The sequence below is a fragment of the Vibrio sp. 10N.247.311.47 genome, assembly GCF_041467535.1.
Lineage (GTDB): Bacteria > Pseudomonadota > Gammaproteobacteria > Enterobacterales > Vibrionaceae > Vibrio > Vibrio crassostreae_C.
On the sequence record NZ_JBFSUR010000056.1, the window covers coordinates 1 to 14,293 of the forward strand.

The window sequence follows — 14,293 nt, forward strand, 5'->3', positions numbered from 1 at the left end:
GACACTTCCAATCCAAGTATGCCTATTTCGTACTGCCCGAAACCGCCCCCTATTTTCGTGCAGATTGGCTTAAATATAGGCTACTGGGAACCTTACTCACTCGTGGATGTGACTCGCGTACCTTATTGCATGGTGAACATGGGAATGCAACTGAGCACCAGTAACAGTCAGCAACTCGGGGGCGCTCAGCACGATTCAAGTAGTCAGACCAGCGGTGACGCTTTCTATCACGTGCACTGGTACAAATATCCGGTGATTTACTGGCTGCAATTGATGCAATCCGCTGCTTGTATGGCAACCGACAACTTTGATGTCGCGTACATAACCGAACTCGACCCCTTTTGGGACGATGATGAAATGTCTTTCATTTTAAATCCCGAAGCAATTTTGTTCGGTGATCCCATGACGCAATTAGCCTGCGTCACAGAAGCGATGGCGACGACGACGGGGCGAGTGCTGCCTTTTGATGCGCTCTTTTGGTGTTTAGGCTCACAGGGAGGAGCGTATCCACTGACGGGGAATAACGATTACTCACATACCGGGCCTCAAGTCGCCACACTAACGATGCAGCGGTTTAATTTTAAATTGCACCGTCAAGGTATCGTATGGGAGACGCGAGGAGAAGATGGCGCCATTTGCTACCAATGGCCGGAGCCTATCTTGCCAAAAAGTCGCTATCGATATCAATTAGCGGCGCCGATTGGAGATGCGGGTAACTGCTACCCCTACGGCACGACCTCAACCTTGTGGGAGCAAGGTAAAGATAACCCCACAACAGGCGGTAACTTTGGTTTTGTAAACTGGCGAAAACGTAACTGTGTTTTCTTATAAATTAGGATTCGATATGAACAAAATTCTGTGTTTTTTATCCCCAAACAGGCAACCAAAAACCTCTGACGACATGCTCATTGAGTTTTTACAGCAGTGCCGCATACAAGGCATCCACTTTTTATTTCAGACTTCTTCTATTGAGCATCAAATTAAGACGCTCATCCAATCACTCAATTTATCATGCAGCGACACCCAAACACGGTTAAACGCACACTTAACGCCTATCTCTACTTCCAATCTTGGTACTGCTGAGTTTTTCACGTCCATGAATCATGATGAGAAACAAGCCTTTCCATGCCAAATGTGTGATAAGTGCGCCCCTGAATTATTTAAACACTACGGTTATCGCGTGGCTGACCATAGTTGGTGCAGTCAGTGCCATCAAAATGGCGAATGCCTTGATATTGCACTGATTGAGCATTATCGAAAACACGGCATCAATGATGAAACCATCCATCACAAACTACCAAGAGCTCGGTGGAGCCCAAGAGGTGAGCCGCTCAAGCACCAATCACTTAAAGACATTGAAATGGCTTATCAACCCGTGTTTGAGGCGGCGAGGCAAAATACGAATACGGTGAAATAACCCTCTGGTGTAATAAGCCACAAGAACATTTTTCATAACGGGTTCAACCCCATTAGCGGTTAAAAACACACGACCAATCACCGTTCGATGATGTCCATCATCGATATAAAGCTCACCATCAATATTGCAAAACTCATACTTCTGTTTCTTTTCTTCAGACTTATAGTAATCCGGCGTTCTTTGAAGATCTCGCATACGCTCGAAACAACGCTTAAGACCATAAGGGGCATCTGTGCAAGGAAATAAATCCAACCACGTTTTGCCGGCATATCGGGGATCTAGACTTCCCACAACATCGGCAAGATGCACATCCGTGACGTGCCAATGATTACCTTCGGCATCAATAGGTACTTTGTCATGACTCTGAATCCCTTGACGAAGTACGTGATGAGCAAAAGGAAGTTTCGCCACTTCCGCCTGAGTAAATTCGGTTTTCATCAAAGTCCTCTTTCATTTAAAAATTGGAGTCATTATGAGAAATATTCTTCCCTTTCTCTCGTCAAAACCAACGTCATCGGTGAGTTCACTACTTGCCTTCTTGCAACAATGCAAAACGCACAAAATACACCTTATTGCTAAAGCGAACAGTAACAACAAACATCAAATCCGAGCGCTGCTCAAGCCACTTCGCTTATCGCGCCGTGACAGAAAAACGCTCATTCACGATCATTTGACCCCGCTATCGAAACTCATCATCAACCCTGATGATATTTACTGCGCCATAGAGCATAACGACCAACAAGCCTTTCCGAGTCAGATATGTGACAACTGTGCTCCTGGATTATTTAAGCACTATGGTTACAGGGTAGCCGACGCGGGTTGGTGCAGCCAATGCCACGAAAGAGGTGAGTGCCTTGATGTCGCACTGATTGAGCATTATCGAAAATACGGCATCGATGATTACACCATATGCCGATATCTGCCAAGGAAACGTTACCAAAGCAATGTTTGCCCTTTGCCCTTGAGGTATCAGTCCATTGACGACATCGAGAAAGCTCACCAAACGCTGTTTAACGCGTTTAAGATCCAGAAGAGATTAGGAGACTCAACATTGTTGGCAAGGTAGCCGGTGCGTTCAAGCCTGTGATTTAAACACCCGCGTCGATAGTTTTGACGTCGCCTCTTCACTCAACGAAATAGCACACAAAGGAGGCTCTATGCCATTTTGTGCCAAAATCTTATTTGCGCTGGTCATACTGTTCGCAAGCCCTTTATCCCTTGCCGACATAGGTTATTCTCAAGAGGAGCTTAAAGCCCTCGCCAAGCGCGAGCAAGCCGTAACAGAGCCACCGAACCACCCAAACGAACTGGCCGCCATCATTGAGCGCAGTCAGCAACATAAACACGAAGCGTTAACGATGCATCAACACCTTGATAAAGCATTGCAAGACTCACCGCTGGCAAGTGTACTGGGCACACCACAGGCCAATCCTCACAAAAAAGCGCACGGTGTCATGGCGTTTGTGTCACTTTCGATGCCAGACCACGCGTTCCAGCAATTACTACAACAAAGTCAGACCTACCAGGTGCCTCTCATTATTCGAGGCGTGTTGCCAGAGGGTTTTGTGCCAACAGCTTCACGCATCACGAAGTTATTAAAAAGGCCGGACGGACGCACCATTAACAGCGGCATTGCCATCAGCCCCGCGTGGTTTAACCAGTTTAATATCACTCATGTACCGGCTTTTGTCGCCATCAGTGATCAGTGCAGTGAAACTCACTGCGCCGCCAATGACTATGACATCGTTCACGGGAATATCTCGATACCGAGCGCGTTGAATATTTTAAGTCAAGGGGACGTCGGGCATATTGCTCAGCGCGTTTTACAAGGCACTCCCAATGAGTAAACTCAAACGCATCTTTAACCACCTCCCTCTCTTTGCCACTTTGTTTATCGCCACTCACGCGTTAAGCGCCTCACAAGAGCACACCTTTTACGAGCATGTGGATTGGGCGAAAAATGCGCCAAATGAGGCCTACGCAGAGATGAGCATCGATTTATCTGACTTTTGCAGCGACAACAATCCTGATTGCGACAATCAAATTCGAAATCCAGATGAAGCAAGCATGAATGACGCTCAAATCACTGACCAATCCACAACCGAGTATTACAACAACGAGCAGGCTCAAGCGGTGCAGGAGGGGTTTAACAACAACAGCGCTCACATTGACCCAAACGATGACACCTATCGATTCGCCACCCTTGGCATTGATAACGCCTATGAAATCAGCCACGGTTTATCGAATCAATACGCAGATTGCGACAGCGGTACTCAATGTAATATCGATTACATCCCAAGAAGCTGCCTTCAACCAACTTATGATCTTGTTCCTTGTTTTGAACTCCCAACCGCGACAGTGGCATTGGGAACGACCCATAAAAAATGCCTATCCGGTTATACTTTAAACGGTCTAACATGTAATAAAACCTCGAATGTATGTCGGTATAACAAGAACAATAAAGCCATAGAAATAAGTGGCTGGATCACCTATATATGGGACGGCATAGAATATAGTGGTTACCAATTTAATACTGGTGATCACGGTGAATTTTCGTTAGGTGAGCGTAAATACTATACAACTGAAGATGATGCTGATGATATAACCGAGTATGAGGTCTGTAAAACGACACAATATTCGTACCCGGTCACGTTGCACTGCGATTCAGGCTACACCCTCTCTGGAGGGCAATGTATAAAAAACATCATATCTTGGTCAACCACATGCTCACTCACCAGTGAGTGTAAACAAACTCACCGTACCTGCATCGAAGGTCCAGAAACACGAGTCATTAATGGCGTCTCCACCACGCTCGATTGCTGGAAATACCAACTCGACCATCAATGCGACCGCCCTGACACTTGCGCTTCTCTCCCTACGGACTGCACCACGACCTCAAGCGCGTGCAGCCTCATGCAAAACGGCATTTGCATAGAGCAAGAGTTTAATATGTCTTGCCCTGAACAAACCTGTAGTGCGACAAATCTTATTTGCGGTGAGACTTCTTTTTGTCTGGATGGTGACTGCTTTGAAGAGATGGCGACGTTTGATGACAGCTTTGATGAAAGTGCGTCTGCCCTGGCGGCGCTCGCCGAAGCCGCTGATGGGCTTGGCGATCCCCCGGTCATATTTACGGGGCAAGGAATGCAGTGTACCGACAAAGCCTTTGGTTTTGCTGATTGTTGCAAAGATAGCGGCTGGGGAGCCAGCCTCGGACTGGATGAATGCAATGAAGAAGAAAAAGCGCTAGGACAAGCCAAAGAGCAAGGCATCACTATCTCGCTTGGAAGTTATTGCGCCAGCTCGGTTCTTGGTGTGTGTACCCGTAAGAAAAAAACGTACTGCGTATTCGACAGCAAGCTCGCTCGCATCATCCAAGAGCAAGGCTCACAGGGTCAACTTGGCATCAGTCTCGGCACTGCACAAAGCCCAATTTGCGGGGCTATCACTCCTGAACAACTCCAAGAAATAGACTTCGAGATATTGGATTTCTCCGATTTTTACGACGATATGCACGACGGTACAAACATTCCTTCAGCACAAGAAATCCAAGACCGCCTACAAAGCGCTTACGAGCAATAATGTTTGTTAAAAACGGAGCACAAACCACCCTAGCTCCTTATTCACACAATAAGTAATTCATTGATATAGGAAAATGCAATGAACACACCGTGGCATCGCTTAGAGCGATATTTAAAAACACTATTTCAATTCATCATACTACCGTTAGTCGTGACCATATCGATACAAATACTCTGTTTCATTGGGGTGGTGTATTACGCTTTTGCTTATTACCCCATTCCAGAATCGTATTCAACATTCTCACTTTCTGATTGGCAAAAAACTATGAAATGTCTCTGGCAACTGTCTTTGGAGTACACAGCCTTACTGCATTTTTTCATAGGTATAAGCATTGTGATTTACCTCTTCGCTCAAAACAAAGCAAAGAGCTTATCCACAGAATTGGAAAATCCCCCTCTCGATGCTGAGCAAAACTCATCGTTAGGCAAACAGTCACCAACGCCATAGTTTGACCAAAATAAAATAATGATCACCACAAAAAACGCCCAAATAGCCAACTTATGCATATCGCACCTTCAACATCTATCTCATTAACCCTATCAAGAGCCCAAAGCATAACCAATAATAATATAAGGAAATATCATGTATTCATTGCTGTTACTGGCCTTAACCGGATTTGCGCTCACCCTCATCCGGCACATCTTATTTAAACGAGCACTCTACAAACTCAAACAAGACATGCAGTTGCATAAGAAAGAACACGGCAATGATGAAGCACTTTGGACGCTCTTTAACTCGCGCACTGAGAAGATGTTGCGCTTTTGGCAATAGAAGACAAGGAGAAAGCAATGAACACGCCGTGGCATCGCCTAGATGCTGAGCAAAATCTATCAGCGCCATAGTTTGGCCATAATAGAAAATGGCCACCACACAGCGACACTGAACCATCGAATCATGAGATATCCACCATGGCACATTTATCCACAAAAACGGTGAACAACTCAATTAACCGATTAATAATCAAATCCCTATCGGTCGTGTTGTTGTCTTTGTTTACCTTTCACAGCCTCGCCAGCGAGACACCCAAAGGCTGGCGATGGTACAACGAAGCCAAACCCCAAAAAGTAAAGCCTAAAGAAGAGGAGCCAGCCCTGCCACCCAACAGTGTTTCGACGGTGATGAGCGCTACCGAACAAATGCAGTGGTTTCACCGTGAGTTTGACGAGGCATTAAATGACGCCACCATCAATCCAACGGATGAGGAAAAGAACCTTAAGGTGATGAGACTTAAGAAATTCATTGATGAAAAAACCACACAAACGGGCATGACATTCAAGAAACTCATCACCGAAAACCCTGAGTTGTCATACACCAAAGACCGCCCCACAGAACAAGCTGCACGAGACACTTATTATCAAACGATTAAGGTTAAGAACGAAGCCAGCGTTCGCCAGCTTGTTCAGGAAGGCTGGGGAATTTACTTTGTCTACGAGGGCAACGACGCTCTTTCTCAAACGTTAGCCCCCTCCGTACAAGACTTTGCCAATCGTTACCACATCGACCTTGTAGGCATAAGCAAAGATGGACACGTTTTTGACGTCATCAAAGAAAATCACATCGATAACACCGGTCGCGTACAAGTGCGTTACACGCCAGCCTTAATGCTGGCCAACATTCACACCAAAGAGCTTAAACCCCTCGCTTACGGTTTTATCTCTCAAAATGATTTGCTCTCCCGCTTTCACAACGTCGCTACGAACTATCAAGTCCCTGACTTTTAACGACGGACTCTTTCAAGGACATCACAATGAACACTTTTATTCGTATTCTGCTTTTGAGTATGGCGATGACTTTCGCCTCAATATCACCGGTAACAGCTCAAACCATGGCGGGTCAGTACGCTTTGGTTTTGTTTCATTTCAGCCAGTGCAGTGAATGTCATCAATTTGCGCCCACCATGAAACAGTTTGAGCAGGCAACTCAACTCCCTGTCTATGACTTCTCTTTCGATGGGCAACCTATTCCAGGCTACAGCACGCCGATACCAGCAACACCGGACATCACCACCGCTTTTTTTGGTGATACCAAAAATGCCATTACCCCCGCCACCTTTTTAATCAACGTCAACACGGGTAAATACGTTCGCATCAGCGAGGGAAATGTGAGCTATCAAGCCCTATTGAGTAGCTATCAAAACATCAGAGCCAGCGCCTCAACCATGGAGAGTTTGCGATGACCCCTTTAAAACCTTGCTCTGTAGTGTTACTGGCGTGCTGCTCATGGCAAGTACACGCCAGTTTAGGCAGTTCAATGTCAGACTTTTTTAACGACTCAGGCTTTAATAGCAACATCACCAACCCAAGCGCTTATGAGGGACAATCGGCGACCTACTACAACGCAGGGAGCTTGTTCTCACGCACGAAAATTCAAAACATTCAGCTGGCGTCTATCACCTTACCTTCCGTCAGCGCAGGGTGTGGCGGGATTGATGCGTTCATGGGGGGATTTTCGCACATCAATTCTGACCAACTGGTCTCATTTGGTAAATCGGTCATCGCCAACGCCGTCCCCTTTGCCGTGGACTTAGCGCTGCAAACCTGGGCGCCCGCGATTAAAGCGAACCGCGATAAGCTGCAAGCCATTGCTGACCAATTCAACACCACCTCAATGAACTCCTGCCAAATTGCGCAATCGGCCGTCTCTGGATTGGCCGCCTTTGCAGACGGTGAAGCCAAGCGTCACGCCTGCTCGACACTCGGTACACAACGTAATGCATTTTCAGACTGGCTAGAAGCGCAGCACGAATGCAGCAGCGTCGGCACCAACCAAAGCACGTTGGCCAGCAATAGCGACGAGGCGACCGCTCACGCCATCAAGGTCAACTTAAACGTGGTGTGGGATGCGTTAATGAAAAGCAGTTACCTAGAAAGCAACAAAGAGGTCGCAGAATTTATTATGAACCTGACGGGGACTGTCATTTATAACTCAGAAGGGACACCAAGTTACATTCCGTCGATGATAGTCGGTAACGACACCGCCATCGATACCATGCTCAAAGGCGGCACTTTGGATTTATACCGCTGCCAAAGTACCGATACCTGCTTAACGATGAGCCTTGGAAACATAACGTTAACCGAAAGCCACGCGTTTAACGCCAAAGTGCGTCAAACCATCGATACCCTCTACGCCAGTTTACAGGCCGACACGCCCATTACCGACTCAATAAAGAGTTTCATTGAACTCAGTGATATCCCCATTTTTGCCATGCTCATTGATGACGCGCATTTAAACGTCTCACCAGAAAGTCATTTGTATTCTGAAAGCATCGCCGCCGATATCTTGTACGCGTATTTAAACAACATGGTCATGATGGTGAATCAATCCATCGCCAACCTTTCATCAGTCAACCCTGCTGATGTCGCGCGCACCTTTGAGTCTATCGATACCGTGCAAGCTTACTTACAGACGGTGCGTTTACGCAGCAAAGAAAAACTCAATAAACACCTAGCACTGACGGAGCGCTTAAAGCGAAAACGTTCACTGCTTGACCAAGCCGCCAGTGATGCGTCCATCGCAAACCTCGCCTTTGGGCATTAAAGAAACAAAGGATATACAACTATGGTACTGGATTTTTATACCTACGGGGCGGGCGCTCAAATGCAATACGCATTAAATGCGGTCGCCACGTTTTTCACCACCACCACTTTTGGGAGTTTGGTTGAAACGGCCTTACAACTCTCTTTCATCATCGCCGCGACCCTGTTTCTTCTTTATCGAGACGCCAAACATGTGATGCGATTTGCTGTGATATTTCTGGCCATTCCGACGTTTCTTATCAGCATGAAAGCCACCGTCCAAATCCAAGACGCGCAAAATCCGATGCACTCTTATTCGGTCGATAATGTCCCCTACATTGTCGCGATACCAGGATGGGCGGCCACCACATTCATGCACGGCCTCACCCACGGCATAGAAACCGTGTTTAGCTCAACCGATGATAGAAGTTATAGCACCTCTGGAATGGTCTTTGGCTCTGAGCTTTACACTCTGGTGCGCAGCACCAACGCCGAAACCCTTTCTCTCCAGCAATATTGGAAAGATTTTTATCACAACTGCATTGTGGGCGATATCCGCATCAACAAGAAATACACGATGCAAGACATCTTACAAGCCGACGACTTGCTCGCTTTTTTACAGGGGCAATCTATGTCACCAGTGCGCGGCCTCTACAACCCAAGCGGTACTTACCAAACTTGTCAAACCGCCTTTCCTGATATCGTCACTCAGTTTAACGCAGAGGCGGACAAAACCATCAACAAACTGGGCGCTTACATTTTGGGGCGAGAAAATTCAATTGAGTTGTCATTTTTAAAAAATGCCGTTGAAAACAGCCATCAAGATTTAATTGGCGTCAGTAATAACGCGGTCGATATTCTCAAGCAAAACATGGCCATCAATATGACGCGCTGGAACATTGAAAATAACCGCAATAGTGTCGCCGCAAATTACGCTTACACCGCCAACCAAATGCAAACAACCAGCATGTGGGCGAACATCGGCTTGCAAGCCAAAGAGTTCATTCCAATGATGCACTCCATCGCGCTCATTTTGTTTGTTTGCTTCGGCTCTATCGTTGTGATTATTGCACTATTGCCCCACATGGCCTTGCCCGTATTAAAAAACTATTTAAGCAGCTTTTTCTTTCTTGCGACGTGGCCGATGATATTCACTATCCTCAATGCGATTATGATGTGGTTTTTACAGAGCGCAACCAACGGCGCCACACAGGGACTGCATGGCATTACGCTCTCCAACATGAATGGGATTGATTATGTGAATACACGCTACGCTGCGATTACTGGCTACCTCATGATGTCAACGCCTGCGATAGCGATGGCATTAACCAAAGGGGCTAGCGCGATGATGAGCAGTCTCAACTACCAACTGGCAGGTATGATTAATCAAACCAACGCCCGCACTTCGGCAGCGGCTTCATCGGGTGACATCAGCCACGGCAACACGCAGATGCAAACGCACACATTTAATAATGTGAATGGCAATAAGCTCGATACCTCCACCTTACTCAAAGAGCACGGCACCACCACGCAAGGCTCGGATGGAATGCTGACCACACAATATGGCGATAAAACGGTGTACGACACTAACCCTACCGCCTCAAACTTCCAGTGGAATATGAAATGGGACAGCCAGTACAGTGAAGCGGTACAAGATACCTACAACCAAGCCCAAACCAATCTATCCTCCAACCAAGCCGCGCTCTCTAATAGTGCGCAAAGCGGCACGCAGCTTATGGCCGATTGGAAAGACACCGCCAGCAAAAACCAGAGCTACGGCTTAACGCACGGACACGGGGCAAGCGCTGCGGCCACCAAAGGGCTAGAGCTGATGAGCCAGTCAACAGAGCAAGTGATGGCGGCAACAGGGTGGAGTGAAGAGAAAGCCAACGCTTATCTGCATTCGGCTTACCGCGGGGTTGATGGGGACTTTGGGGTTAACACCGAAGCTCTGGGCGGCGTTGTGGGGATGTTGAGTCCTGTCAAAGCAGGCATCGACATTTCAACGGGTCAAAAGTGGACAGAAGAAGACCGTGAGACATTAAGCAACACAACCAGCGAGCAACAAAGTCAAATCCAAGCCGCGATTGAGTCTTACCGCTCAGGCGCTAACCAGACCATTGATGCGAGCAACCGCCTCACGGCTGATGAACGCCATTCAGAGGTGGGCACTTACGCAACGGGCTTTGCGGCTAACTTTGGTGAGACGCAGCAACTGATGAATACGACCACCAAATCGCAGCAAGAGGTAGACACGTTGAGCCGAGCCAACAGCCTAGAGCAGCGTGAAATGGCCAGCCTGACGGAGAAACTGGAGGTGCCGTTTCAGGAGTTTGTTGAGGCAGGGCACAGCAAAGAAGAGGCCAAACAAATTCTTACTGGCAATAACAGCGAAGCTCGTCAAGGTCGTGCTAATTTATGGGAAGAATTTAAACAGACCGACGCCTTTAAAGACTTTGTGCTGGCCAGCGTGCCGTCAAAAGAGGCGCACGACAATCACTTTAATGGTGAGCCGACTCAAGCTGAGTGGCAGACAATGGTTGGCGAGCAACACAAGGGGAAAGCGCTGAGTCAGACCAGCGAGGCCATTTTAAACCAACATGAGCAACGGGGCGGCACGGAGACATACTATACCCCTGAAACGCACACACAAATTGTCGATGATACGCGCGAGCAATTTGAGCGTACCAGCGCTCATGTGGACGCGCCCGCTTCACTGCAAGAGACCGATAAACAAACGCGAACTTAACCAGGCGAAAGTGCGGTGAATCCTTACACCAAAAACGATGACATTTCGCACAATCACTGGTAATATATACAGGTGAATAATGGAGGGTAAATGATGAAGAAATGGATCGTATTAGGATTAACCGCACTGTGCTCATTTTCAGGGTTCGCGGCAAACCCCTTTGATGAAAATATAAGTAGTAAAAACAACCCCGCCTCGATGCGTTACTACATTGAACATTATCAAAATACCGACAGCCAAGAATACAAATACATATTAGTGAGTGTTCGAGCCGCTGCCGATGCGGTAAGTTTTTACACCATGCGTTTAGATGCCCGCAACCAACGCATTGATTATTGCTTACCAATGAGTGACCCCGCCAATCGTGAAATATTGTGGAGCTGGAAAACTGAAGATTTAATTTCGATGATGAACAATTATATTGAACAAAAACCGTCTTTCAAAAAGTACGGTAAATTTGGCATTGGGGGCAGTATCGCAAGCTATCTCGCGGCGGCTCTTAAAGAGCAATACCCTTGCCCTGTACAAAAGCAGTGGTAATGACAACCTAGTACATCCATAAAATAAGACGCTTCTTTCTTAACTGGCACCTCCAAGCCACCGTCTTCATTCTCATTCATCATACCAACCAAAAGCGCCCACTCTTTCAGTGGGCGCTTTTTCTATGTCTACCTTTGGTGAGACGCAGCAACTGATGAATACGACCACCAAATCGCAGCAAGAGGTAGACACGCTGAGCCGAGCCAACAGCCTAGAGCAGCGCGAAATGGCCAGCCTGACTGAGAAACTGGAAGTGCCGTTTCAGGAGTATGTTGAAGGTCAATACGAGAACCAAAAAGGAAAAGCGCAACAAATTCTTACCGGCAATAACAGCGAAGCTAGAAAAAATCGGGCTGATGAGTGGGAAGAATTTAAACAAACCGACGCTTTCAAAGACTTCGTGTTGGCCAGCGTGCCGTCAAAAGAGGCGCACGACAATCACTTTAATGCTGAGCCAACTCAAGCCGAGTGGCAGGAGATGGTCGGCGAGCAATACAAGGGGAAAGCACTTGGTCAGACTAGTGAGGTCATTTTAAACCAACATGAGAAACGGGGCGGCACGGAGACATACTACACCCCTGAAGCGCACACACAAATTGTCGATGATACGCGCGATCAATTTGAGCGTACCAGCGCTCATGTGGACGCGCCCGCTTCACTGCAAGAGACCGACAAACAAACGCGAACTTAACTAGGCAAAAATGCGGTAAATCCTACACCAAAAGCGATGATTTTTCGCACGATTACTGGTAATATATACAGGTCAATAATGGAGGGTAAATGATGAAAAAATGGATCGTATTAGGGTTGGCCACGTTGTGTTCATATTCTGCCTTAGCAAGCAATCAAACCACCGGAGGTCAATTAGCAATATGGTGTCAAGCCGGCCCCCTTTCTAAACCACATAACGCACGACTAGAGGGCGGATGTAATGGGTATTTAATGGGGTTTATTGAAAGCCATGGATTTTCTCAAGCCCAAGGAAACGCAGCTTTATTTTGTATTCCTGACAGTGTAAGCCAAACTGAAAGAGTACAAACTTATATTGATTTTATTAAAAAAAATCCAGAGTTCAAAGAGACAAGTAGGATACATGCTGTTACTACTGCGCTCATGAGAGCATACCCATGCCCGGTGCAAAAACAGATGCGATAAGCAAACGCTTTTCATTAGGCCAAACAAGGACACGGACACAAGAGGTTCAACCAGATGAGAATTCCCCTCTTAAAAGTAGCATTGAGTATAATTTTATTTTGGTGGTGGTGCCTTTCATTTAAAGCTCTATCTATAAGCGGCAACATGAAAGTTTTCACTTACAAAGCAGACCCTTTAGCTATCGTCTTTATCCTATTATTTCTTATCGTAAGCTTTGCAATTTTAAGTGCTCACAAACTCAAAGCAACAAGCACTATGACTGCTTTTATATTATCTTTTATTTCTACTTATTTACTGTTGTCATCCGAACAACCTCTTACTCAATCAATTGAACAAGTTGGATTCTTATTTATGAGTTATCTTTGCCTTTTCTTTTCTGTCGTAGATTGTAAAGGCAAATATATTGACAAATCCATCCATAGATTAACCTATCTCGATGAGGTCGAAGAATATAAACATAGATCAAGCTGTGTTTTAAGTCATCATTATTTTAACCCGTCCATTAATAGCTATCACTCTTCCTCTCAAAGCCTTTTTAACGAGCAAGGCACCAATATAGCAACATTTGACGATACATCTTACACTGACGACACAACTCACTCTAATATTCATTCACATGATTACTTTGATTCGCTAAATACCCAAGAAGTAAATCCTGCCACTGGTTTATTGTCTTTTGGTGGTATTGATACTAATGGCAATCCGAACGGCTGTAACCTAAATACCCACTCATTCGATAGTGGCTCTTTCAGTGTATACAGTTAGGCAAATTAATTGCCATTACTCAGCTTGCGCAACTGATTCCATTAAGCGACGAGCATTAACCAGATTCGACAAAAGATAAATAGTATCTTTCCAGCGATTAAATTCCGATTCGCTCTTATCTTTTTCATCATTTTAAACAAAAGCGCCCACTCTTTCAGTGGGCGCTTTTTCTATGCCTATCCATAAGGAATATCTCTATGTCTACCACTCGTGGCGGTCAAATCACTTTCCATAACATTCGTATGTGGTGGCAAGTGAACGTGACCACAATCAAGTACGTCAATGTTGTTGCGGGCTTACTCGGACTTGTCACTACCTACATCATTACCTCAGCCAACACATTAACCGGTACGTACTACTACACGCTTTTTTGGCTGTTTAACAAACTCGGCTTTAGCGAAAACCGTAACGTCGTGGTCGAGTGGGAGGGACAGCGTTACAGCAGTACCCTTGGACAGCAAATCCATAACCCAACACTTGCACAGAGTCACCAAGAGTTTTTGCAAGCGTTATTTATTGGAATGCTGGTTTATCTCATTACATCAACCCTGTTTTTCGTCCTGATTAACA

At 46.2% G+C, this 14,293-nt stretch carries 15 protein-coding genes and 1 pseudogene; 13 read left to right on the forward strand and 3 right to left on the reverse strand.

Features of this window, described 5'->3' with window-relative positions; genetic code table 11:
• Positions 1-831, forward strand: an 831-nt coding sequence (gene traU, locus AB6E51_RS23060) for a conjugal transfer pilus assembly protein TraU (protein WP_372140228.1), incomplete at its 5' end; no start/stop codon positions are given.
• Between the two features lie 325 nt (positions 832-1,156).
• On the opposite strand, the gene AB6E51_RS23065 is transcribed toward traU, so the two are convergent.
• Together AB6E51_RS23065 and AB6E51_RS23070 are read right to left on the reverse strand one after the other, a co-directional pair.
• The gene (locus AB6E51_RS23065) at positions 1,157-1,288 is read right to left on the reverse strand and encodes a hypothetical protein (protein WP_276605697.1); all 132 of its coding nucleotides are present in this window, start codon (positions 1,286-1,288) and stop codon (positions 1,157-1,159) included.
• Between the two features lie 54 nt (positions 1,289-1,342).
• Entirely contained in the window at positions 1,343-1,855 is a 513-nt protein-coding gene (locus tag AB6E51_RS23070; RefSeq protein WP_133154278.1) for a hypothetical protein, read from the reverse strand.
• Between the two features lie 34 nt (positions 1,856-1,889).
• On the opposite strand from AB6E51_RS23070, the gene AB6E51_RS23075 reads away from it, so the two are divergent.
• The 3 genes from AB6E51_RS23075 to traN all read left to right on the forward strand — a co-directional run bounded on the left by AB6E51_RS23075 (position 1,890) and on the right by traN (position 4,999).
• A complete protein-coding gene (locus tag AB6E51_RS23075; RefSeq protein WP_102332409.1) occupies positions 1,890-2,483 on the forward strand; it encodes a hypothetical protein in 594 nt (197 codons plus the stop codon).
• 91 nt (positions 2,484-2,574) lie between these two features.
• Positions 2,575-3,264, forward strand: coding sequence for a type-F conjugative transfer system pilin assembly protein TrbC (trbC, locus tag AB6E51_RS23080; RefSeq protein WP_102332410.1), 690 nt, complete (start codon positions 2,575-2,577; stop codon positions 3,262-3,264).
• Entirely contained in the window at positions 3,257-4,999 is a 1,743-nt protein-coding gene (traN, locus tag AB6E51_RS23085) for a type-F conjugative transfer system mating-pair stabilization protein TraN (protein WP_102332411.1), read from the forward strand. Before trbC ends, traN begins: the two co-directional genes overlap by 8 nt.
• Positions 5,000-5,641: 642 nt before the next feature.
• On the opposite strand, the gene AB6E51_RS23090 is transcribed toward traN, so the two are convergent.
• Positions 5,642-5,914 carry a hypothetical protein gene (locus AB6E51_RS23090; RefSeq protein WP_371979964.1) on the reverse strand — a complete coding sequence of 91 codons (273 nt, stop codon included), beginning with the start codon at positions 5,912-5,914 and terminating at the stop codon, positions 5,642-5,644.
• On the opposite strand from AB6E51_RS23090, the gene traF (AB6E51_RS23095) reads away from it, so the two are divergent.
• The 9 genes and pseudogenes from traF (AB6E51_RS23095) to AB6E51_RS23135 form a co-directional block, all read left to right on the forward strand.
• Positions 5,908-6,720 (forward strand): type-F conjugative transfer system pilin assembly protein TraF, encoded by an 813-nt coding sequence (gene traF, locus AB6E51_RS23095; protein ID WP_102332414.1) that lies wholly within the window; start codon positions 5,908-5,910, stop codon positions 6,718-6,720. The genes AB6E51_RS23090 and traF (AB6E51_RS23095) overlap by 7 nt on opposite strands.
• Positions 6,721-6,746: 26 nt before the next feature.
• Positions 6,747-7,175 (forward strand): conjugal transfer protein TraF, encoded by a 429-nt coding sequence (gene traF, locus AB6E51_RS23100; RefSeq protein WP_102332415.1) that lies wholly within the window; start codon positions 6,747-6,749, stop codon positions 7,173-7,175.
• Positions 7,172-8,536: a conjugal transfer protein TraH gene (locus tag AB6E51_RS23105; RefSeq protein ID WP_102332416.1), complete on the forward strand. Its 1,365-nt coding sequence runs from the start codon at positions 7,172-7,174 to the stop codon at positions 8,534-8,536. The genes traF (AB6E51_RS23100) and AB6E51_RS23105 overlap by 4 nt, the downstream gene beginning before the upstream one ends.
• A 21-nt stretch (positions 8,537-8,557) precedes the next feature.
• On the forward strand, positions 8,558-11,263 hold the full coding sequence (locus tag AB6E51_RS23110) for a conjugal transfer protein TraG N-terminal domain-containing protein (RefSeq protein WP_102332417.1): 2,706 nt from the start codon (positions 8,558-8,560) through the stop codon (positions 11,261-11,263).
• 90 nt (positions 11,264-11,353) lie between these two features.
• Entirely contained in the window at positions 11,354-11,803 is a 450-nt protein-coding gene (locus AB6E51_RS23115) for a hypothetical protein (RefSeq protein ID WP_235612577.1), read from the forward strand.
• Positions 11,804-11,927: 124 nt separating this feature from the next.
• Complete coding sequence (locus AB6E51_RS23120) at positions 11,928-12,494, forward strand: hypothetical protein (RefSeq protein WP_102332418.1); 567 nt, start codon at positions 11,928-11,930, stop codon at positions 12,492-12,494.
• An 89-nt stretch (positions 12,495-12,583) separates the two neighbouring features.
• Positions 12,584-12,958, forward strand: a complete 375-nt coding sequence (locus tag AB6E51_RS23125) for a Rap1a/Tai family immunity protein (RefSeq protein ID WP_102332419.1) — start codon at positions 12,584-12,586, stop codon at positions 12,956-12,958.
• A 54-nt stretch (positions 12,959-13,012) separates the two neighbouring features.
• Entirely contained in the window at positions 13,013-13,723 is a 711-nt protein-coding gene (locus AB6E51_RS23130) for a hypothetical protein (protein ID WP_133154279.1), read from the forward strand.
• Positions 13,724-13,920: 197 nt separating this feature from the next.
• Positions 13,921-14,293 (forward strand): annotated as a pseudogene (locus AB6E51_RS23135) (type IV conjugative transfer system coupling protein TraD); the annotation flags it as partial.

Bases quoted from the DNA above. Each gene is read 5' to 3' on its own strand.
- AB6E51_RS23065 (WP_276605697.1), bottom strand. From the start codon at position 1,288: ATGGATGGTTTCATCATTGATGCCGTGTTTTCGATAATGCTCAATCAG.
- AB6E51_RS23070 (WP_133154278.1), bottom strand. From the start codon at position 1,855: ATGAAAACCGAATTTACTCAGGCGGAAGTGGCGAAACTTCCTTTTGCT.
- AB6E51_RS23075 (WP_102332409.1), top strand. From the start codon at position 1,890: ATGAGAAATATTCTTCCCTTTCTCTCGTCAAAACCAACGTCATCGGTG.
- trbC (WP_102332410.1), top strand. From the start codon at position 2,575: ATGCCATTTTGTGCCAAAATCTTATTTGCGCTGGTCATACTGTTCGCA.
- traN (WP_102332411.1), top strand. From the start codon at position 3,257: ATGAGTAAACTCAAACGCATCTTTAACCACCTCCCTCTCTTTGCCACT.
- traF (WP_102332414.1), top strand. From the start codon at position 5,908: ATGGCACATTTATCCACAAAAACGGTGAACAACTCAATTAACCGATTA.
- traF (WP_102332415.1), top strand. From the start codon at position 6,747: ATGAACACTTTTATTCGTATTCTGCTTTTGAGTATGGCGATGACTTTC.
- AB6E51_RS23105 (WP_102332416.1), top strand. From the start codon at position 7,172: ATGACCCCTTTAAAACCTTGCTCTGTAGTGTTACTGGCGTGCTGCTCA.
- AB6E51_RS23110 (WP_102332417.1), top strand. From the start codon at position 8,558: ATGGTACTGGATTTTTATACCTACGGGGCGGGCGCTCAAATGCAATAC.
- AB6E51_RS23115 (WP_235612577.1), top strand. From the start codon at position 11,354: ATGATGAAGAAATGGATCGTATTAGGATTAACCGCACTGTGCTCATTT.
- AB6E51_RS23120 (WP_102332418.1), top strand. From the start codon at position 11,928: ATGTCTACCTTTGGTGAGACGCAGCAACTGATGAATACGACCACCAAA.
- AB6E51_RS23125 (WP_102332419.1), top strand. From the start codon at position 12,584: ATGATGAAAAAATGGATCGTATTAGGGTTGGCCACGTTGTGTTCATAT.
- AB6E51_RS23130 (WP_133154279.1), top strand. From the start codon at position 13,013: ATGAGAATTCCCCTCTTAAAAGTAGCATTGAGTATAATTTTATTTTGG.